Annotated in this window: 20 protein-coding genes; 7 read left to right on the forward strand and 13 right to left on the reverse strand. The window is 59.6% G+C overall.

All coding sequences use genetic code 11. The features are described from left to right. Positions 1 to 6 precede the first annotated feature (6 nt). A complete protein-coding gene (locus tag AB4Z52_RS11880) occupies positions 7 to 993 on the reverse strand; it encodes a Gfo/Idh/MocA family protein (RefSeq protein WP_442218117.1) in 987 nt (328 codons plus the stop codon). A 177-nt stretch (positions 994 to 1,170) separates the two neighbouring features. Here AB4Z52_RS11880 and AB4Z52_RS11885 point away from each other — a divergent pair, with 177 nt between their 5' ends. Then, positions 1,171 to 2,130 (forward strand): aldo/keto reductase, encoded by a 960-nt coding sequence (locus tag AB4Z52_RS11885; RefSeq protein ID WP_442218118.1) that lies wholly within the window; start codon positions 1,171 to 1,173, stop codon positions 2,128 to 2,130. A 1-nt stretch (position 2,131) separates the two neighbouring features. Next, positions 2,132 to 2,575 (forward strand): GNAT family N-acetyltransferase, encoded by a 444-nt coding sequence (locus tag AB4Z52_RS11890; protein WP_442218119.1) that lies wholly within the window; start codon positions 2,132 to 2,134, stop codon positions 2,573 to 2,575. Here AB4Z52_RS11890 and AB4Z52_RS11895 read toward each other — a convergent pair. Together AB4Z52_RS11895 and AB4Z52_RS11900 are read right to left on the reverse strand one after the other, a co-directional pair. Next, entirely contained in the window at positions 2,565 to 3,182 is a 618-nt protein-coding gene (locus AB4Z52_RS11895) for a hypothetical protein (RefSeq protein WP_442218120.1), read from the reverse strand. The genes AB4Z52_RS11890 and AB4Z52_RS11895 overlap by 11 nt on opposite strands. Positions 3,183 to 3,215: 33 nt before the next feature. Continuing rightward, the gene (locus AB4Z52_RS11900) at positions 3,216 to 4,106 is read right to left on the reverse strand and encodes a LysR substrate-binding domain-containing protein (RefSeq protein WP_442218121.1); all 891 of its coding nucleotides are present in this window, start codon (positions 4,104 to 4,106) and stop codon (positions 3,216 to 3,218) included. A gap of 133 nt (positions 4,107 to 4,239) precedes the next feature. On the opposite strand from AB4Z52_RS11900, the gene AB4Z52_RS11905 reads away from it, so the two are divergent. Together AB4Z52_RS11905 and AB4Z52_RS11910 are read left to right on the forward strand one after the other, a co-directional pair. Beyond that, complete coding sequence (locus tag AB4Z52_RS11905) at positions 4,240 to 5,235, forward strand: aldo/keto reductase (RefSeq protein WP_442218122.1); 996 nt, start codon at positions 4,240 to 4,242, stop codon at positions 5,233 to 5,235. An 80-nt stretch (positions 5,236 to 5,315) separates the two neighbouring features. Then, positions 5,316 to 5,675, forward strand: coding sequence for a nuclear transport factor 2 family protein (locus AB4Z52_RS11910; protein WP_442218123.1), 360 nt, complete (start codon positions 5,316 to 5,318; stop codon positions 5,673 to 5,675). 47 nt (positions 5,676 to 5,722) lie between these two features. Here the strand turns inward: AB4Z52_RS11910 and pheT are convergent, their stop codons facing one another. The 6 genes from pheT to infC all read right to left on the reverse strand — a co-directional run bounded on the left by pheT (position 5,723) and on the right by infC (position 11,641). Then, a complete protein-coding gene (gene pheT / locus AB4Z52_RS11915) occupies positions 5,723 to 8,146 on the reverse strand; it encodes a phenylalanine--tRNA ligase subunit beta (protein ID WP_442218124.1) in 2,424 nt (807 codons plus the stop codon). Positions 8,147 to 8,206: 60 nt separating this feature from the next. After that, positions 8,207 to 8,560: a BrnA antitoxin family protein gene (locus AB4Z52_RS11920; RefSeq protein WP_442218125.1), complete on the reverse strand. Its 354-nt coding sequence runs from the start codon at positions 8,558 to 8,560 to the stop codon at positions 8,207 to 8,209. Positions 8,561 to 8,832: 272 nt separating this feature from the next. Further along, the gene (pheS, locus tag AB4Z52_RS11925; RefSeq protein WP_442218126.1) at positions 8,833 to 9,915 is read right to left on the reverse strand and encodes a phenylalanine--tRNA ligase subunit alpha; all 1,083 of its coding nucleotides are present in this window, start codon (positions 9,913 to 9,915) and stop codon (positions 8,833 to 8,835) included. 238 nt (positions 9,916 to 10,153) lie between these two features. Beyond that, positions 10,154 to 10,558 carry a 50S ribosomal protein L20 gene (rplT, locus tag AB4Z52_RS11930; RefSeq protein ID WP_442218127.1) on the reverse strand — a complete coding sequence of 135 codons (405 nt, stop codon included), beginning with the start codon at positions 10,556 to 10,558 and terminating at the stop codon, positions 10,154 to 10,156. Positions 10,559 to 10,595: 37 nt separating this feature from the next. Beyond that, positions 10,596 to 10,799: a 50S ribosomal protein L35 gene (gene rpmI / locus AB4Z52_RS11935; RefSeq protein WP_442218128.1), complete on the reverse strand. Its 204-nt coding sequence runs from the start codon at positions 10,797 to 10,799 to the stop codon at positions 10,596 to 10,598. A gap of 305 nt (positions 10,800 to 11,104) precedes the next feature. Beyond that, positions 11,105 to 11,641 (reverse strand): translation initiation factor IF-3, encoded by a 537-nt coding sequence (gene infC, locus AB4Z52_RS11940; RefSeq protein WP_442218285.1) that lies wholly within the window; start codon positions 11,639 to 11,641, stop codon positions 11,105 to 11,107. Between the two features lie 175 nt (positions 11,642 to 11,816). Here infC and AB4Z52_RS11945 point away from each other — a divergent pair, with 175 nt between their 5' ends. Further along, on the forward strand, positions 11,817 to 12,620 hold the full coding sequence (locus AB4Z52_RS11945; RefSeq protein WP_442218129.1) for an alpha/beta hydrolase: 804 nt from the start codon (positions 11,817 to 11,819) through the stop codon (positions 12,618 to 12,620). Positions 12,621 to 12,812: 192 nt separating this feature from the next. Next, positions 12,813 to 13,412: a transglutaminase-like cysteine peptidase gene (locus AB4Z52_RS11950; RefSeq protein WP_442218130.1), complete on the forward strand. Its 600-nt coding sequence runs from the start codon at positions 12,813 to 12,815 to the stop codon at positions 13,410 to 13,412. A gap of 76 nt (positions 13,413 to 13,488) precedes the next feature. On the opposite strand, the gene mbfA is transcribed toward AB4Z52_RS11950, so the two are convergent. Continuing rightward, the gene (mbfA, locus tag AB4Z52_RS11955; protein ID WP_442218131.1) at positions 13,489 to 14,472 is read right to left on the reverse strand and encodes an iron exporter MbfA; all 984 of its coding nucleotides are present in this window, start codon (positions 14,470 to 14,472) and stop codon (positions 13,489 to 13,491) included. A 198-nt stretch (positions 14,473 to 14,670) separates the two neighbouring features. Here mbfA and AB4Z52_RS11960 point away from each other — a divergent pair, with 198 nt between their 5' ends. Next, positions 14,671 to 15,138: a group III truncated hemoglobin gene (locus AB4Z52_RS11960; RefSeq protein ID WP_442218132.1), complete on the forward strand. Its 468-nt coding sequence runs from the start codon at positions 14,671 to 14,673 to the stop codon at positions 15,136 to 15,138. 2 nt (positions 15,139 to 15,140) lie between these two features. Here AB4Z52_RS11960 and AB4Z52_RS11965 read toward each other — a convergent pair whose 3' ends face one another. From AB4Z52_RS11965 to AB4Z52_RS11975, 3 genes are all read right to left on the reverse strand, one after another. Then, positions 15,141 to 16,058: an EamA family transporter gene (locus AB4Z52_RS11965; RefSeq protein ID WP_442218133.1), complete on the reverse strand. Its 918-nt coding sequence runs from the start codon at positions 16,056 to 16,058 to the stop codon at positions 15,141 to 15,143. A gap of 102 nt (positions 16,059 to 16,160) precedes the next feature. Further along, positions 16,161 to 17,186, reverse strand: a complete 1,026-nt coding sequence (locus AB4Z52_RS11970) for a histone deacetylase family protein (protein ID WP_442218134.1) — start codon at positions 17,184 to 17,186, stop codon at positions 16,161 to 16,163. A gap of 21 nt (positions 17,187 to 17,207) precedes the next feature. Next, the gene (locus tag AB4Z52_RS11975) at positions 17,208 to 17,732 is read right to left on the reverse strand and encodes a GNAT family N-acetyltransferase (RefSeq protein ID WP_442218135.1); all 525 of its coding nucleotides are present in this window, start codon (positions 17,730 to 17,732) and stop codon (positions 17,208 to 17,210) included. Positions 17,733 to 17,736 lie beyond the last annotated feature (4 nt).

Genomic DNA, 17,736 nt, shown 5'->3' on the forward strand with positions numbered 1-17,736 from the left:
TTCGGCTTATACCGCTTCCCAGCCATCCTTTTCGCTGGCGCGGTAGATGGCGTCGATCATCTTCTGATTGTTCTTCGAGCTTTCGAGCGTCACGACTTCCGCCTTGCCGCCGGTCGCAGCATCAGCAAAGGCCTCGGCCTCGCGCTTGTACTGGCGGCTGTCCGGGAAGCGGAAGACCTGTGATTGCGAATGGTTGCGGTTGGTGAGCTCGACTTCCTCGGCGCCGTAGCGATCGGCGTTGAAGGGCGACTTCACCTCGATGAAGCCGTCGCTGCCATGGAACACCATGACCTGGCGCGCCGCAAGCTGGGTCGAGATATAGAACGTCAGTTCGAAATCGCCGAAGTCCGCCTTGACGCTCGAATAGTTGTCCGTTCCAAATTCGGGGTCGCGTTCGGTGACGGCCTGGATTCGAAGAGGCTCCTTGCCAGTAACAAAGCGGGTGCTGATCGTCGGATAGACGCCGATATCGGGAAGCCCGCCGCCGCCCAGTTCCGGAATGTTGCGCATGTTGCCGGCGTCGCGATTAAAGTAAGTGAATGCACCCTGGACGTGGCGCAGCTTGCCGATGGCCCCGTCGGCAAGAAGCGAGCGAACCTTCTGCCAGACCGGCGTGTAGGTGATCATATAGGCTTCGGTGATCAGCACCTTGTTGCGATCGCGCGCGGCAATCAGGCTGTCGATCTCAGAGGCTTTGAGCGCGATTGGCTTTTCGCACAGCACATGCTTGCCGGCATCGGCAGCCTTGATCGACCATTCGACGTGCTGGGAGGTCGGCAGCGGAATGTAGACGGCGTCGATCGTGTCGGAGGCAAGCATTTCCTCGTAGGAACCGAAGGCGTGCGGCACCGAGAAGCGATCAGCCATCTTCCGGGCGCGACCAAGATCGCGGCTGGCAACAGCGGTGACGACACAATTCTCGGCATCCTGGATGGCCGGCACGACCAGTTCCTGGCCGATCTTTGCGGTCGACATTATCCCAAAACGCAACATGATTTTCTCCTCCAAGCCACTTTCGGCGCACCTTATTCAGCCACCGAACTTGGCGCAATGCCGAAGGACGAGTTCACGGAAGATTGGTTTCCATCTTCGACGGCTGGCCCTACATAGGAAGAACGGCCGTTCGCCGTGCACGCATTTCAATGATTTCAATCAGTTTGGGAGAGCGCCATGCAGATGCGCCAGCTTGGTAAAACGGGTCTTTCGATTGCCCCGATCGTCTTTGGCGGCAACGTCTTTGGCTGGACTGCCGACGAGAAGACCTCCTACGCCATTCTCGATGCCTTCTTCGACGCCGGCTTCAACACGGTGGACACCGCCGACGTTTATTCCGCCTGGGTTCCCGGAAACAGGGGCGGCGATTCCGAAGAGATCATTGGCAAGTGGCTGAAGCGAAGCGGCCTTTCCCGCGACAAGGCGATCATCGTCACCAAGGTAGGCTCGGAAATGGGACCGGGCCGGAAGGGTCTGAAAGAGAGCTACATTCTCAGGGCGGTCGAGGACTCGTTAAGCCGGCTACAGACCGACTATATCGATCTCTATCTGTCGCACTGGCCGGACCCCGAAACGCCCCATGAGGAAACGCTCGGCGCCTTCGCCAAATTGAAGCAACAGGGCAAGATCCGCGCCATCGGCTGCTCCAACCTCGATACAGGACAGCTGCAGGGGTCGCTCGAGGCGGCGAAGAAGGCCGGTCTTCCGCGCTATGACGTATTGCAGCCGGAATATAACCTCTACGACCGCAGCGGCTTCGAAGGCCCGCTAGCAGACCTTTGTCTCCAGGAAGATATCGGCGTCATCACCTATTTCAGTCTGGCGGCAGGTTTTCTTTCCGGCAAGTATCGGACGAAGGCGGATACTGAAGGCAGAGCCCGCGAAAATCGCGTTGCCAAATATCTCGATGCCAAGGGCCTGAAGATCCTTGCCGCACTCGATGGCATTTCGAAAGAGACGGGTGCCAAGCCGGCGGAAATCGCGCTCGCATGGCTCCTTGGGAAAAAGGCAGTTACCGCACCGATTGCCAGCGCCACCAGCCTCACCCAGCTTCAGGCGCTGATCAACGCCGCAAAGCTGGAATTGTCGGCAGAGGCTATGGCCGTGCTCGACAAGGCCGGCGCTCAGGAGAACTAAGATGAGCGTGACCGTCCGCAATGCCCGACCCGAGGACGAAATGGGTTGGCGCGAACTCTGGTCCGACTATCTTGATTTCTACCGTGTCACGGTTGCGCCAGATATTACCGACATGACGTGGCGCCGGATTTTCGATCCGGCATCGACGATCTTCATGCGGGTGGCGACGGTCGAGGACGAGATGATGGGTTTTGCGCTCTGCATCACGCATGAAGGCACATGGACGCACGCGCTGGATTGCTATCTCGAAGACCTGTTCGTCGACGAGGCTGCACGGGGCAAAGGCGTTGGCAGGGCATTGCTCGACGATCTCGTGGCGTTTTCGAAGGCCAAGGGCTGGGCGAGGCTCTACTGGCACACCGAAGAGACCAATGCCACCGCCAGAATGCTCTATGACAGCTACGTCAAAAGCGACGGCCATATCCGTTACCGGATCACGCTCTGAGCGGCGAGAAACCCTCATAGGCGCTCGAATGATCGCCCTGCCAATTCGCCATTCCGGGTCGCGTCAGGATGCCGCGCGGCATGGCATAGCTGCTGATTTCGCGTACCGGCTTCTCGTGCCAGCCGATGTTGACGGCCCATAGCTTCGGGAAGAACTGAAGCGTGGAATAGGGCAGATGGTCGTGAGCCCACCAGGCAAGCTTCTGCCAGTCTCCCGGCTGCTGGTGCCGGTCCCAGACCCAGGGCACGACGACACAGGCCATCGCTCCCATGCAACCCTTAGCGTCTCTTAAATCCCAGATATGGTTGGCTGCTGTTGCTTCGTTTCGAGCGCAGTTGAGATTGTTCTCGTTTCCAAACCGGTTCAGCGCCGGCGAGCGGTAGCCGGAGCGTATATGCAGCCGTCCGAAGGTGGCTTCGAGTGGCTCCAGCAATTCCTCGCAGAGCTTCTTGCCGGCAGCAATGGCCAGATCAGGGTCCTCAGGGATATTGGGAATACCGTAGAGGTTGCCGATCTCGGAGTGAAGGAAATCGCGAAGAAAGAAATTCCTCGACAGCCGGACGCGGCCGAGATCCTCCAACCCCCTCATCGATACAGGCTTCTTCATCGTGGATACCTCCCCTTGCAGACCAAACAATCGTCAACCGGAAACCTTGAAGAAATCGATGAAGGCCCGTAGCGCCGGCCGCATCTGGCGGCGGCTTGGGTAATACAGGAAGGGCCCCGGATAGGGCGGGCACCAGTCCTCCAGCACGCGGATCAACTTGCCCTCGGCAAGCTCGTTCATGACGCGTATGTCGAAAAGATAGCCAAGCCCGGCGCCGTTGAGTGTTGCCAGCAGCGACAGCCGATCCTCGCTGACGATCAGGGGGCCATCGATCGCGACAACCAACTCACGGCCATCCTTCTCGAATTCCCAGCGATAGATCGTGCCGTTGGTGAAGCGGCGCTTTATACAACGATGTTGCGCAAGATCTCGCGGGTGAAGCGGCCTCGGATAACGTTGAAAATATTCCGGCGAACCTGCAATGACGGTCCGCAGATCTGACGAAAACCGCACCGCAATCATGTCCGCCTCGAGGCTCTCTTCAAATCTGATGCCAGCATCGAAACCCTGCTCGACGATATCGATGAAACCATCCTCGTTGGCGATCTCGAGCGTGATATCGGGATAGAGATTGAGGAAATCGCCAAGGCGCGGCCCAAGCAGCACATCGGACGCGAAGCGCGGCGCAGTGATACGCAAATTGCCCGCCGGCCTGTCGCGTGTCTCGATAGCCGCATCGACCGCGATGCCGATCTCATCCAGTGCCGGCCGCAGCCGATCGAGCAACCGCCGCCCCTCCTCGGTCGGGGCGACACTGCGTGTCGTTCGCGCAAGCAGGCGAACCCCGAGGCTCTCTTCCAGACTGGAGATCGCGTGGCTGACCGCCGAGGGCGCAATTGCAAGCTCCCTTGCCGCGGCCCGGAAACTGCGGTGCGCGGCGACCGAGGCAAGTACGGCGAGTTGGGATAGCTGTGTGCGGTTCATTGATCGAAATTATAGAACAGCCCGTTGCAATTTGCACGGATTTTCAAACGGTCGGCTGCGCCCTAGTTTCCCCCTTGCATGGCCAGCCCAAGGCTTGGCGATCGGAACAATATCTGCTCAAGGAGCATCAGGCATGGAAACTCGGAAACTCGGAAACGAACTCACCGTCTCGGCCGTCGGTCTTGGCTGCATGGGCATGAGCTTTGCCTATGGCGCGAAGGATGACAACGAGTCCACCAACACGCTGCGCCACGCTTTCGATCTGGGCGTTACCTTCTTCGACACCGCCGAGACCTACGGCCCGTTCCACAACGAAGAACTTCTCGGAAAGGCCCTGAAACCCGTTCGTGATCGGGTCATCATCGCCACAAAATTCGGGTTCAAGCTCGACCTTACAAAATCCGGACCCTCGTCAATGGTGGGTCTCGACAGTCGCCCTTCGCACGTAAAGCAAGTAGCCGAGGCGTCGCTAAGGCGGCTCGATACCAATGTCATCGACCTATTCTATCAGCATCGCGTCGATCCTGACGTTTCGATCGAAGACACCGTTGGTGCAATGGCCGAACTGGTGAGGGAAGGCAAGGTTCGCGCACTCGGTCTTTCCGAGGCAAGCTCCGCCACGATCCGCCGCGCCCATGCCGTTCACCCCATTGCCGCCGTGCAAAGCGAATATTCGCTCTGGTCGCGCGACCCGGAAGAGGACGTGCTCGCCACTTGTCGCGAACTTGGCATCGGCTTCGTGCCCTATAGTCCGCTCGGCCGAGGCTTCCTCACCGGCGCGATACAGAAGATAGACGACCTTGCTGCCGACGATTTTCGCCGTAACCTGCCGCGCTTCCAGGCCGAGAATTTCGACGCAAACGCCGCTTTGGTCGCAACCGTCGAGGCACTCGCCAAGGAGAAGGGCGTCACCGCGGCCCAGCTGGCGCTCGCCTGGGTGCTGCACCAGGGCGATGATATCGTGCCGATCCCCGGCGCGCGGAAACTGCATCATCTGGAGCAGAACGCCGCCGCCGCCGGTATCACGCTTTCGCCCGCCGAGGTCGAGGAGCTGAGCAACGCGATCCCGCTTGCAGAAGTCGCGGGCAAGCGCTATTCCGACGCATCGCTGGCAATGACCAATCGGTGAGGCTTTCGCCCTCCCAAGACCTCTTTTGCCCGATCCCCGCAACCGTGCTACCGTGAGGTGACCAAAACGGAGGGAGCGAGATGTCTGAGGAGCAGGCGATCCGTGCGGTGGTCCATCTCTATGTCGATGGAATGGCTTTTGCCAACGAGCCCGCGCTAAAGAAGGCTTTTCACCAACAAGCGACCGTTATCGGCAACTACCGGGGTGCTGTCGAATGGCTGTCGCGCGACGAATTCATCGCTTCGATCATGGCACAAGAGCCGGCACGGCCGGATACGCAGCCGTTGATGGAGATCGAGATGATCGAGATTACTGGTGATGCCGCCAGTGTCCGCGTGGTCGACGAATTCGCCGGGATGCGCTTTTCGGATTACCTGTCGCTGCTGAAGATCGACGGCCGCTGGGCCATCGTCAACAAGCTCTATCATCTGCATTCATGAAAAAGCCGGCGAGATCATCGCCGGCTTCATAGGCCCAATTTCAGACATCAGCTGCGCAGCGCGCCGCCCGTCGTCTTGGCGACGTTGGCTATGATCTTCTGGGTCAGTACCTCGAAATCCTCGTCGGTGAGCGTACGGTCCGCCGGCTGGATCTGAACTTCGATTGCCACCGACTTCTTGCCTTCACCGAGCGATGCACCTTCGAAGACGTCGAACACATTGACGCCAGTCACCAGCTTGCGATCAGCGCCACTCGCGGCACGGATGATGGCGCCCGCCTCAACCGTCCTGTCGACGACGAAGGCGAAGTCACGTCGGACGGCCTGGAACGGAGAAAGCTCGAGCGCCGGCTTGGTCCGCGTCGCCTTTTTCTTCGGCTCAGGCATCGCGTCGATATAGACCTCGAAGCCACAGAGCGCGCCGGAGACGTCGAGCGCTTCCAGCGTTTTCGGGTGGAATTCGCCGAAGTAGCCGAGGATGACCTTGGGGCCAATCTTGATGGTGCCGGAGCGGCCCGGATGGTACCAGTCGCGGCCGCCCTGCTCGATCTGGATACTGCCCATCGGCAGGCCACAGGCCTCCAGAACAGCCAACGCATCGGCCTTGGCGTCGAAGACGTCGACCGGCTTGCCGCCGCCCTTGGCCGCGTTCGACCACATGCGACCAGAGCCCGCGATCGACGCTGTACCTCGGCGGACACCCCCGGCAACGCGTCGCTGACCGTCCGGCGTATCAGTCTCATAGGTGCCCGACACCTCGAAGATCGCGACGTCGCCGTAACCCTTGTCAGCATTGCGCTGGGCAGCGCTGAGCAGCCCCGGCAGCAGCGACGGGCGCATGTCGGACATGTCGGCCGCGATCGGATTGGCGAGTCTCAGCGCGTGCGAACCACCGCCGAACAGCTTGGCCTGATCGGTCGAGATGAACGACCAGGTGACGGCCTCGAGCATGCCGCGCGCCGCAAGTGCCCGCTTGGCTGTGCGCGTGCGGATCTGCAGCGTCGTCAGGATTTTGCCGTTGACCGCCGCATAGCTCTCAAGCGGCACGGGCTTGATGTTATCGACGCCGTGGATGCGCATGATCTCTTCGACAAGGTCCGCCTTGCCGTCGACATCAGGCCGCCATGACGGCACCGATACGCAGACGCGCTCTCCGGCGCCGGACACCGAGAAGCCGAGCTTTGTCAGGATCGATCTGCTTTCTTCGGCAGAGACTTCGAGGCCGGTCAACCGCTTGACTTCGCAGAGCGGCAAATCCACCATCTTGGCTTCGTAGCCCTTGTAGCCGACGACCCTTGCCCTAGCTGCCTTGCCGCCGCAGATATCGAGCACCAGTTCCGTGGTGCGTTCCAGGCCCGGAACCATATATTCCGGATCGACACCGCGTTCAAAACGATAGCGCGCGTCGGTGATGATGCCGAGGCTGCGGCCGGTCTTGGCGATGTTCATCGCGTCCCAGAGCGCAGATTCGATCAGCACATCCCTCGTATTTTCGTCGCAGCCGGAATGTTCGCCGCCCATCACGCCGCCGATCGATTCAACGCCGTTTTCATCGGCGATGACGACATTGCTCGGGGACAGATTGTATTCGCGTGTGTCGAGCGCCAGCACGGTCTCGCCTTGCCTGGCGCGGCGGACGACGAGGTTGCCTTTCACCTTGGCTGCATCGAAGACGTGCATCGGCCGACCTTGGTCGAAGGTCATGTAGTTGGTGATGTCGACAAGCGCGCTGATGGGGCGCAGGCCGATCGCCATCAGCCGCTGCTGCATCCATTTCGGGCTCGGACCATTGCTGACGCCGCGCACCAGACGCAGAGCGAAGCCCGGGCAAAGGCGCTCGTCATCCAGGTCGATTTTAACATCCGTCGTGGTTTCGCCTTCGACTTCAATCTTCGCCGTCGAGCGGACCTTCAGCCTGCCGAGGCCGGAGGCCGCGAGATCGCGAGCGATGCCATAAACGCCGGTGCAGTCCGGACGGTTCGGCGTCAGGTTGACGTCGATCATCGGGTCGTCGAGACCGGCATAGGCGGCATAGCTTGAGCCGACCGGCGCATCGGCAGGCAAATCGATGATCCCGTCGTGATTGTCGGAAACTTCGAGTTCCTTTTCCGAGCACATCATCCCGTGGCTCTCAACACCGCGAATGTTGCCGACCGTAAGCGTCACGTCAATGCCCGGAACATAGGTGCCGGCGGCAGCGAAGGCACCCACGAGACCGGCGCGCGCATTCGGGGCGCCACAGACCACCTGGACCGGCTTGCCTGATCCGGTATCGACCATCAGCACCTTGAGGCGATCGGCCTGAGGGTGTTTCTCGGCGGAAAGGACCCTGGCGATCACAAAAGGCTTGAACGCCGCCTTGTCATCGACGGCATCGACCTCCAGCCCGATCATCGTCAGGCGCGCGCAGATCTCATTAAGCGTCGCCTCGGTTTCGAGGTGCTCTTTAAGCCAGGAGAGTGTGAATTTCATCGGTTATTGTCTCGCTTGAACTTTAGGCTTGGTGCTGGGCAGGTTCGCGCCTGAAATTTTCTATTTTCCCGAGGTGTTCACAAACTCCGCCAACACCTCATTGATCCGGCTTTGCCAGCCGGGACCGGTGTGGCGGAAATAGTCCACAATGTCCTTATTGAGGCGTAGACCAACCCGCTCCTTGACCGGCGTCTTCTGCGGACCGCGCTGGCCGCGGGTTCGTTCGAAAAACGCTGACAATTCCGGAAAGTCTGATTGAGGACGGGGGCGCGCCATCATTTCATCCGTCAAATCCGGAACATCCTCACCATCGGCCTTCTCACACTCATCCAGGGAGACTTTTCCTTTTGCCAGATCATCCAACGTCGGGAGATCGGTGTTGACCGGCTTCATAGATTTTGCGTTCGCGGGCATTGATCTTCCTCATCGAGATGACGCGCACTTTGCCATTCCTAGCTGTCCAGCAAAAACTGCAGAGAATTCCGTCCAAGTATTCGGGTAGAGTTAAAGCACGGCCCGCTATAGTCTTTTCACTCGTCCACATAAGTGGCGCTGCCGTCCGGTTCAAACCGTGCGATATCTGCGAAATCAAGTCCCCGTTCCAAAAGGGTTCTTTGCCGCTTTTCTTCGTCCCATTTGAGCTCCACGCATGCCGCCATCTATTTATTCGTGACCACAATATAATGTCACACGCTTAAACCGCCAAACAATGTCGGCATGTCGAGCGGGCGGAAGCCGTAGTGGGAAATCCAGCGGACGTCGGCGTTGAAGAAGTCTCGAAGGTCCGGCATGCCGTATTTCAGCATGGCGATGCGATCGAGGCCCATGCCCCAGGCAAAGCCCTGATATTCGTCGGGGTCAAGACCGCCGTGGCGCAGCACGTTCGGGTGGACCATGCCGCAACCGAGGATTTCCATCCAGTCCGTGCCTTCGCCGAACTTCACGATCGGACCGGATCGGTCGCACTGGATGTCGACCTCGAAGGACGGCTCGGTGAAGGGGAAGAAGGACGGGCGGAAGCGCATCGTCACGCTGTCGACCTCGAAGAATGCCTTGCAGAATTCTTCCAGTACCCAGCGCATGTTGGCGACATTGGCCTTCTTGTCGACCACGAGGCCCTCGACCTGGTGGAACATTGGCGAATGCGTGGCGTCGCTATCCTGCCGGTAAGTCTTGCCGGGGATGATGATGCGGATCGGCGGCTTTTGTGCTTCCATCGTGCGGATCTGAACCGGCGAGGTATGGGTGCGCAGCACCTTGCGTTCACCTTTCTCGTCCGGCTGGAAGAAAAAGGTGTCGTGCATCTCGCGGGCCGGGTGGCCTTCGGGGAAATTCAGCGCCGTGAAATTGTAGTAATCGGTCTCGACATCGGGACCCTCGGCGATCGAGAAACCCATATCGCCGAAAATGGCGGTGATCTCATCGACGATCTGGCTGATCGGATGGATGCGGCCGCGCTCGGCCGGGGACGAGCGCACCGGCAGGCTGACGTCGACGGTCTCGGCCTTCAGTTTGGCGGTGATCGCCGCATCCTTCAGGGCCGACTTGCGGCTGCTGATTGCATCGGCGACCACCGTCTTTAGCGCGTTGATCGCAGCGCCGCGGGTCTGGCGCTCTTCCGGCGACATCGAACCGAGCGTCTTCAAGAGCTCCGATACGGAACCCTTCTTGCCGAGAGCTGCGAGCCTTACAGCCTCGATCGCCTGTTCGTCGGCCGCTGCGGCAACGTCGGCCATGAGCTGGTGTTGCAATGTGTCGAGTTCGATCATCGTGTCCTGCCTTACCGGCGTCAGTCCTGGTTGTCGTTCACTCTCTTGGCAGCACGTCGACGAAGACTGTCGCCAGATCGCTGGTGGCTATGAAGAAGCGCTGGAGATCACTACCCATCTGCAGGCGGCCAATCAACCGGGCAATCGACAAAACCATCAGAGAAGAGTGCCGTGAAAACACAAAACCCGCGCCGGATTCGCCAGCGCGGGTTTTAATGATATCCGATGCGCCGGTCGATTACTTGACGGCTGCTTCGAACTCGTTCTTGGTGCCGGCGTCCTTCAAGTATTCCAGCGCCTTCTTCGAAGCGGCAACGAGCGCGCCGAAGGCTTCGGGTTCATGGATTGCCATGTCCGACAGAACCTTGCGGTCGACTTCGATGCCAGCCTTGTTGAGGCCGTCGATGAAACGGCCGTAGGTCAGGCCGAATTCGCGGACGGCAGCGTTGATACGCTGGATCCACAGAGCGCGGAAATTGCGCTTGTTGACCTTGCGGTCGCGGTAAGCGTACTGCTTGGAGCGATCGACCGCTGCCTTTGCCGTACGGATGGTGTTCTTGCGGCGGCCGTAGAAGCCCTTGGCCTGCTTCAGAACCTTTTTGTGCTTGGCGTGGGAGGTTACACCTCTTTTTACGCGTGCCATGTCATGATCTCCTTAATATATAGCGGTACGAAAAGTCTTAGAGACCGTTCGGCAAGTAATTCTTGATGACCTTGACGCCATCTGGCTTAGCCAGAACCATGGTGCCGCGTGCATCGCGAATGAACTTGTTGCTGCGCTTGATCATGCCGTGGCGCTTGCCAGCAGCGGCTGCCTTGACCTTGCCGGTTGCGGTGATCTTGAACCGCTTCTTGGCAGAGGACTTCGTCTTCATCTTGGGCATTTTGCTACTCCTTCTATGCCCCGGCTGCGCTTTGTCTAAAAAGCGCCCCTCGCAGGCCCGGCTTTGCCGGTCATGCAAAAGTGCGGCGGCTTTGTTGTTGAACTGCGGGTGGCGACGAACCGAACCCACAAGCATTCTGAACTGCCACGGCATGCCCTGCCGGTCAGTTCGGACGCGCGCTTATAACCGCAGTCCCGTCAAAGTGCAACGGGCGAAGGGCGGGAATCTTTCAGTATGATGACAGTGCTTGAAAAAGGAAAAAGCCGCCCGGAGGGACGGCTCTGATCCAAAGCGGCAATTGCTTATCACTTCGGCGCAAGCACCATCATCATCTGGCGGCCTTCGAGCTTCGGTTCGGCTTCGACCTTGGCAATTTCCAGGGTGTCTTCCTTGACCTGCTGCAAAAGCTTCATGCCGAGTTCCTGGTGGGCCATTTCACGACCGCGAAATTTCAACGTCACCTTGACCTTGTCGCCCTCGTCGAAGAACCGGCCCATCGCCTTCATCTTCACCTCATAGTCATGGGTGTCGATATTGGGGCGCATCTTGATTTCTTTGATTTCGACGATCTTCTGCTTCTTGCGCGCCTCGGCGGCCTTCTTCTGGTTGGCATATTTCAGCTTGCCCAGATCCAGGATCTTGCACACAGGCGGTTCGGCATTGGGGGAAATTTCAACCAGATCGAGGCCGGCATCTTCTGCCATCTTCAATGCCTCGTCTGTCGGGACGATGCCCAAATTCGCACCATCTGCTCCAATGAGCTGGACTTTGGGGATGCGAATATCCCTGTTGGAACGCGGCCCTTCCTTCACGGGCGCGTCGGTTTTAAAAGGTCTGCGAATGGTCGTATTCTCCACGAATTGTTTCGGATTTTTCCAGCCTGCCACTTCCATCGGCGCAACTGACGGAAAGCCTCTTAAAGCTGCGGCGAAGTCAATAGCACGCTTTAAGACATAAATCACCTGCTGTCAGCCCGGGCAAAACTGTTTTATAGGGCCTAAAACGGGAGTCTTTATTATGTCGGAAGCCCTAGACATCGCCGAACACGAATTCCTGACCGTCGGCAGCGACGATCAGGCGCGAGCGATCGCCATGATGCTGCGCGATGCAAAGAGAGGGTCGAAGGGCGCAACGCTCGTCTGGCTTTCCGGCTACCGTTCGGACATGAGCGGCACCAAGGCGCTTGAGCTCGATCGGCTGGCGGAGCGGCTCGGCCTTGGCTGCATCCGCTTCGACTATTCCGGACATGGCGTGTCAGGCGGAAAATTCACTGATGGGACGATCTCCCGCTGGCTGGAGGAAGCGCTTGCCGTCCTTGGCCACGCCAAGCCAAAGCGCATCGTCATCGTCGGCTCGTCGATGGGCGGTTGGATAGGTCTTCGGCTGGCGCAGGAATTGCGCAAGAGGAAGAAGGGGCCAATCCTGCAGGGCCTTGTTCTGATCGCCCCGGCCGCTGATTTCACCACCGATCTCATCGAGCCTAACCTGACTGAAATCGAGCGTGCCTCGCTTTTAGACCGTGGATATTTCGAGGAACGCTCGGAATACAGTCCCGAGCCGAACATTTTCACCAGGGCACTGATCGAGGATGGCCGGGCCAATCGGGTGCTGACGGGCATCGTCGAGACGGGCTGCCCCGTGCATATTCTCCAAGGGATGCTCGATCCCGACGTGCCGTTTTCGCACGCCCTTAAGCTCGTCGAGCATCTGCCGGCCGATGATGTCGTTTTGACCCTCATCCGCGACGGCGACCACCGGCTGTCGCGGCCGCAGGACATCGAACGCATTGTTGCCGCCGCCGAGGCGCTGGCAGCCAAGTAGCAAATCGGCGGCATCTGCCTGATGTATAGTCAAACATGTCCTCCGCTCACGTGACGGAAGTCCGAAATTATGCGGCATTTTAACCATGTTCGTGGGTAGATGGCGTTAACACTTAAGTAACGATTGACGACCCGCATCCTCCTCCGTTAACAATTTGTTAATAAATACAGGGGCGATACAAGGATAGTGGGCGTGCGTCTAAAGGGCTTGTTTCTAGCCTTCGCGGCTATTGTTGCGATGTCGACATCGGCGATGCCGGCTTCCCAGGAGGGACCTTCGATGGTGACCGGCAGCGTCACCTCGCAGCCCATCGGCCACTATGATTTCTGTCAGCGCTACCGCAACGAATGTGGACCGAACCGCGATCTGATGCCGGTCAAGATGACCGCGGACAACTGGGCAACGGTCAACCAGGTCAATCGCAACGTCAACAAGACGATCACGCCGGCAACCGACATGGAAGTCTATGGCGTCGAAGAATACTGGGCCTATCCAGTGACAGCAGGCGATTGCGAGGATTTCGCGCTTCTGAAGCGCCGTATCCTCATCCAGCGCGGGTTTGCCCCGTCAAACCTTCTCATGACCGTCGTGCGCAAGCCGGATGGCGAAGGTCATGCCATTCTCACGCTTCGCACCGCGCAGGGCGACTACGAACTCGACAATCTCGAGGACGACGTGAAGATCTGGTACCAGACGCCCTATTCCTACATCAAGCGCCAAGCGAGCTATAATGCCGGCCGCTGGGTCACGATCGAAAATGGCCGCGATCTCGTCGTCGGTGCTGTGAAGTAGCAATCGCGCCGCCTCGATACCGTCAAGCATAAGGCCGGCTTCATCGCCGGCCCTATGCTTTTCCGGAGTGGCAACGTCAGGCGTTGCCGATGAGAATTCCCGCGGCAAGGACCAGGGATCCGCCGACAACCACCTGGAAGGCGGCGCGCAGGAACGGCGTCTCCATATATTTGTTCTGGATGAAGGCGATAACCCAGAGTTCGAAGAACACGACGATGCCGGCAATGATCGTCGCGGTCCAGAATTGCGGGATGAGATAGGGCAGCGCATGGCCAAGGCCGCCGAGCGCCGTCATGATGCCGCAGGCAAGCCCGCGCTTGATCGGCGAACCGCGCCCTGAAATCTTGCCATCGTCATGGGCAGCTTCGGTGAAGCCCATGGAAATGCCGGCACCGACCGAAGCGGAGAGACCGACGAGGAAAGTCTGCCAGGTGTCTTGCGTGGCGAAGGCCGCGGCGAAAATCGGCGCCAATGTCGAAACCGAACCATCCATCAGGCCGGCGAGCCCCGGCTGGACATAGGTCAATATCAGCTTGCGGCGCGCATCGGCATCCTCATCCTGCTTGACGGTGGTCGGCGTGTGCTTGTCGGCGAGCATGGCCGCAACATCTTCATGCCCCTGCTCGGCCAAGGCGAGGTCGCCAAGCAGCTTTCGCGTCGAGGCATCTGATGTTCGCTTGGCAGCCTCGACGTAGAAGCGATAGGCCTGCCCCTCCATCGCTTCAGCCTCCTGGCGCATGGCCTCGAGCGGCAGGCTCTTTCGCAGCCAGTCGGGCTTGCGCTCGTAGAAGCCGTCGACATGTTCGCGGCGGATCAGCGGAATACGCTCGCCGAAACGCTTGCGATGCATGTCGATCAACGTCTTGCGATGGGTATCCTCGACCTCGGCCATATCCTCGAATACCTTGGCGGAAGCAGGATAATCCTGTCTCAGGATGTCGGCATAGGCGAGATAGATGCGGCTATCATCCTCTTCGGCAGCAATGGCGACCGCGAGAATTTCCTGTTCGGTCAGCGAGGAAAAGGAGCGCTTGGGTGACCTGAAAAGCCCGGCGAACATTATGACATTCTCCTTTTAGAATTATTCTAAACTTTAGAGAGGGAGACAATTGCGGTCAAGGGCATGTTGCCGAGGTTTGACAGATTGCCGCAATAGCGATGGCTGCACTGTGGTTGCGGCGACCGAGGTCCTACATACGGCTGACGTTCGCCATCCCTCTTTCAAAAGATGCGATCGTGAACGGTTGGAGAGAATCGCATGAACAATGACTTGCAAGGGCGCGCCGCGCATGTGGCTGGTATCCGTGAACGCGCTGAGACCGATATGCTGCGGATCGGCGTCGACGCCGCTTTCATCGAGAAGCTCGTCGACACTTTTTACATTCGCATCCAGAAGCATCCGCGGCTTGGTCCCGTTTTCGACGCCAAGCTTTCCGGTCGTTGGCCGGAGCATATGGAAAAAATGAAGCGCTTCTGGTCGTCGGTCGCCCTCAAGAGCGGAGCCTATGGCGGTAAGCCGCTGCAGGCGCATCTCGGCGTCGAGGGCATTGCGCCCGACCTCTTTCCGGAATGGCTGGCGCTATTTGCCGTCACACTCGCCGAGATCGCGCCCTCCAAAGAGGCGGAGAATTGGTTCACGGCAACGGCCGAGCGCATCGCAAGCAGCATGTCGCTATCACTGTATTACAATCCCGCCTTGGACGACCCTGCAACAAAGCCGGCCTGATCCTATTCGCTGCGCCGAGCGATGAGGGTAGCCCCGGCGCTGGCTGCAACCACGAAGGCGGTGCCGAGCATCTGCAGCGCCGTCATCGGCTGAGCGAGAATGAGAAAACCGGCGACGGCGCCGATGGCCGGCTCAAGGCTCATCAGGATGCCGAAGGACGCTGTCGGCATGCTTCTCAGCGCCACCATTTCGAGCGCATAGGGCAGAAGTGGGACAAGGATCGACAGCCCGACCATGCCAACCAATCCCTTGACCGTCAATGCGTCCGCTGCCGCAAAGAGGCCGAATGGCGTCGACACGATGGCGGCCACGATCAGCGACATCGACAGGCCTTCGAACCCTTTGAAGGCCGCGCCGACCCTTTTGGTCAACAGGATATAGGCCGCCCAGCCGATCGCGGAGCAACCGGCAAAAAGCACGCCTTCAAGATTGCCGACCCAGCCGTTCCCGTCCCGTGCCAAAAGAACGACGCCGATGCCGGCGACCAGCGGCCATGCGAGCCGCCAGCTTGCGCCATAGCCAAAGGCTGCAACGGACAGCGGCCCGAGGAAATCGATCGCCACCAGAAGCCCCAACGGAATGCGCTCTATCGCTGCGAAAAAGGACATGGTCATGCAGGCGGTCACGGCGCCGAGGAGCAGCGCGCCAATCCATTGCTCGCGGCTGAAGCGCAGCAACGGCGGCCGGACGATGACGGCAAGGATCAGTGCGGCGGAAGCCAGTCGCAGCCAGGTTGCGCCGACCGCGCCATATGCATCGATGGCAGTCGAAGACAGCGCCGCGCCGAACTGTATCGAGGACATCGACAACAGGCACATGACCGCGCCCGCCGCCACACCGCTCGAAGAAGGCGGGACGTCGGACCGTTGCAGGAGTGCTGCGCCGCCATCCGTTCCGGTCACTATAGCGTCGCTATCCATGCATGCCCCCCACACGTGGCGGGTTCTTACGCTGAGGGCAAAGCTTGGACAAACGCAAAGTTTTCATGCCGGTATCAGGTAGATTGATGGCGGCTCGACGTTCTATGCTTCCAGACCCTTCAGCACGTTGACGACATTCAGCCCGATTTCCGGGACGCCATAGCCGCCCTCCATGCAGACAAGCACGGGCAGCCCGACCGCTGCGATCAGGCCACCCATGCGCACGAAATCCTCCGAGGTCAGCTTGAAGAACGAGATGGGGTCGCGCTCGAATGTGTCGACGCCGAGGGAGAGAACGATCGCTTCCGCGCCGAAAGTCTTGACATGCGAAAGCGCGTCGACAAGGGCTGCCGACCATGTCTTCCACGGGGTGTCGCGCGGCATTGGGTAATTCCTGTTCGCGCCCGCTCCCTCGCCCTCGCCCGTCTCAGCGGCGTGGCCGAGAAAATAGGGAAAGGCGTGGATCGGATCGCCATGAAGCGAAGCGGTGAAAACGTCGCCGCGCCGGTAGAAGATATCCTGTGTGCCGTTGCCGTGATGGAAGTCGACGTCGAGGATTGCTACTTTTGCTGCGCCATGATCTCGCAAGCGCTGGGCCGCGACTGCTGCGTTGTTGATGAAGCAATAGCCGCCGAAGAGATCGATGCCCGCATGATGCCCCGGCGGGCGGCAGAGCGCGAAGGCGAAGCGATTGCCGGCGTTCAGCCAGTCGGCACCGGTCAGGGCGCAGCGCATCGACGCGACTGCCGCCTCGTAGGAACCCTTCGTTATCGACGTGTCGGCCGCGTTCGCATAATGGCCGATCACTCCGACGATATTTTCCGGGATGCGCTGGCTGGTGCGACGCACAGCAAAGGAATTCGCTATCGCCTCGCCTTTATAGCCGGCCGCGACCCAACGTTCCCAGACGGTTTCCAGGAATTCGAGATAGCCCGGATCATGCACCTTTCGCGCCGTTTCCAGGCCATGCATATCAGGGGCAACGATATCCTCGAAGCCGGCCTGCTCCACCGCGGCAAGAATCCATTCCGCGCGGAAAGGCGCCTCGAACGGGGTCACGAGCTGCCCGTCGTGCAACTCCGTCCTGGCGTCCCTGAGCTTATGGTCTTCTGAATATATGACGCGCATTGGGGTCCTCGGTTGATGTTTTTAAGCGGCAGCAATCCGCTTGTAGAATATCGTCGTGTCGCAAAAGCCGCCATCGGGCCAGAGGGCGTAGCCGGGGATAATGCCGGTGCGGACCCAGCCGAGTTTCGGGTAGATTGCCTCGGCGGGGCTGCCGGTGGCAGTATCGAGGACCAACAGGGTCTTACCGCGTGCTGCGGCTTCCCGCTCGGCAGCATCCATCAACAACCGCGACAGGCCCTTGCCGCGCGCGGCGCGATGCACCAGCAGCTTCTTCAGATCGCCGCGGTGCGGCTGGTTCGGCATCTGGGCGAACCCGATCTGCACCGTTCCCACCGTCCTGCCGTCAACATCGGCGACAAAAAGGAGGGTCGTGCCGGCTGCAACGGCATCGGCGACATCCTTCCAATAACGTGCCGCATCGTCCATCCCGTAAGGGTTCATGAAGCCCACGGAGGCTCCGCCGCTGACGCAATCTACCAGCACCCCGGAAAGCGCCGGAATGGCGGCGCGTGCCTCTTCGCCGGCCAGAATGCGGATCGTCGCCATGTTT

Origin of the sequence: Rhizobium sp. 2YAF20 (assembly GCF_052114685.1) — a bacterium.
Lineage (GTDB): Bacteria > Pseudomonadota > Alphaproteobacteria > Rhizobiales > Rhizobiaceae > Rhizobium.

Bases quoted from the DNA above. Each gene is read 5' to 3' on its own strand.
- AB4Z52_RS11895 (WP_442218120.1), bottom strand. From the start codon at position 3,182: ATGAAGAAGCCTGTATCGATGAGGGGGTTGGAGGATCTCGGCCGCGTC.
- AB4Z52_RS11965 (WP_442218133.1), bottom strand. From the start codon at position 16,058: ATGGATAGCGACGCTATAGTGACCGGAACGGATGGCGGCGCAGCACTC.
- AB4Z52_RS11885 (WP_442218118.1), top strand. From the start codon at position 1,171: ATGCAGATGCGCCAGCTTGGTAAAACGGGTCTTTCGATTGCCCCGATC.
- rpmI (WP_442218128.1), bottom strand. From the start codon at position 10,799: ATGCCCAAGATGAAGACGAAGTCCTCTGCCAAGAAGCGGTTCAAGATC.
- pheS (WP_442218126.1), bottom strand. From the start codon at position 9,915: ATGATCGAACTCGACACATTGCAACACCAGCTCATGGCCGACGTTGCC.
- AB4Z52_RS11905 (WP_442218122.1), top strand. From the start codon at position 4,240: ATGGAAACTCGGAAACTCGGAAACGAACTCACCGTCTCGGCCGTCGGT.
- AB4Z52_RS11920 (WP_442218125.1), bottom strand. From the start codon at position 8,560: ATGCCCGCGAACGCAAAATCTATGAAGCCGGTCAACACCGATCTCCCG.
- rplT (WP_442218127.1), bottom strand. From the start codon at position 10,558: ATGGCACGCGTAAAAAGAGGTGTAACCTCCCACGCCAAGCACAAAAAG.
- AB4Z52_RS11975 (WP_442218135.1), bottom strand. From the start codon at position 17,732: ATGGCGACGATCCGCATTCTGGCCGGCGAAGAGGCACGCGCCGCCATT.
- AB4Z52_RS11900 (WP_442218121.1), bottom strand. From the start codon at position 4,106: ATGAACCGCACACAGCTATCCCAACTCGCCGTACTTGCCTCGGTCGCC.
- pheT (WP_442218124.1), bottom strand. From the start codon at position 8,146: ATGAAATTCACACTCTCCTGGCTTAAAGAGCACCTCGAAACCGAGGCG.
- AB4Z52_RS11880 (WP_442218117.1), bottom strand. From the start codon at position 993: ATGTTGCGTTTTGGGATAATGTCGACCGCAAAGATCGGCCAGGAACTG.
- AB4Z52_RS11970 (WP_442218134.1), bottom strand. From the start codon at position 17,186: ATGCGCGTCATATATTCAGAAGACCATAAGCTCAGGGACGCCAGGACG.
- AB4Z52_RS11945 (WP_442218129.1), top strand. From the start codon at position 11,817: ATGTCGGAAGCCCTAGACATCGCCGAACACGAATTCCTGACCGTCGGC.
- AB4Z52_RS11890 (WP_442218119.1), top strand. From the start codon at position 2,132: ATGAGCGTGACCGTCCGCAATGCCCGACCCGAGGACGAAATGGGTTGG.
- mbfA (WP_442218131.1), bottom strand. From the start codon at position 14,472: ATGTTCGCCGGGCTTTTCAGGTCACCCAAGCGCTCCTTTTCCTCGCTG.
- AB4Z52_RS11910 (WP_442218123.1), top strand. From the start codon at position 5,316: ATGTCTGAGGAGCAGGCGATCCGTGCGGTGGTCCATCTCTATGTCGAT.
- AB4Z52_RS11960 (WP_442218132.1), top strand. From the start codon at position 14,671: ATGAACAATGACTTGCAAGGGCGCGCCGCGCATGTGGCTGGTATCCGT.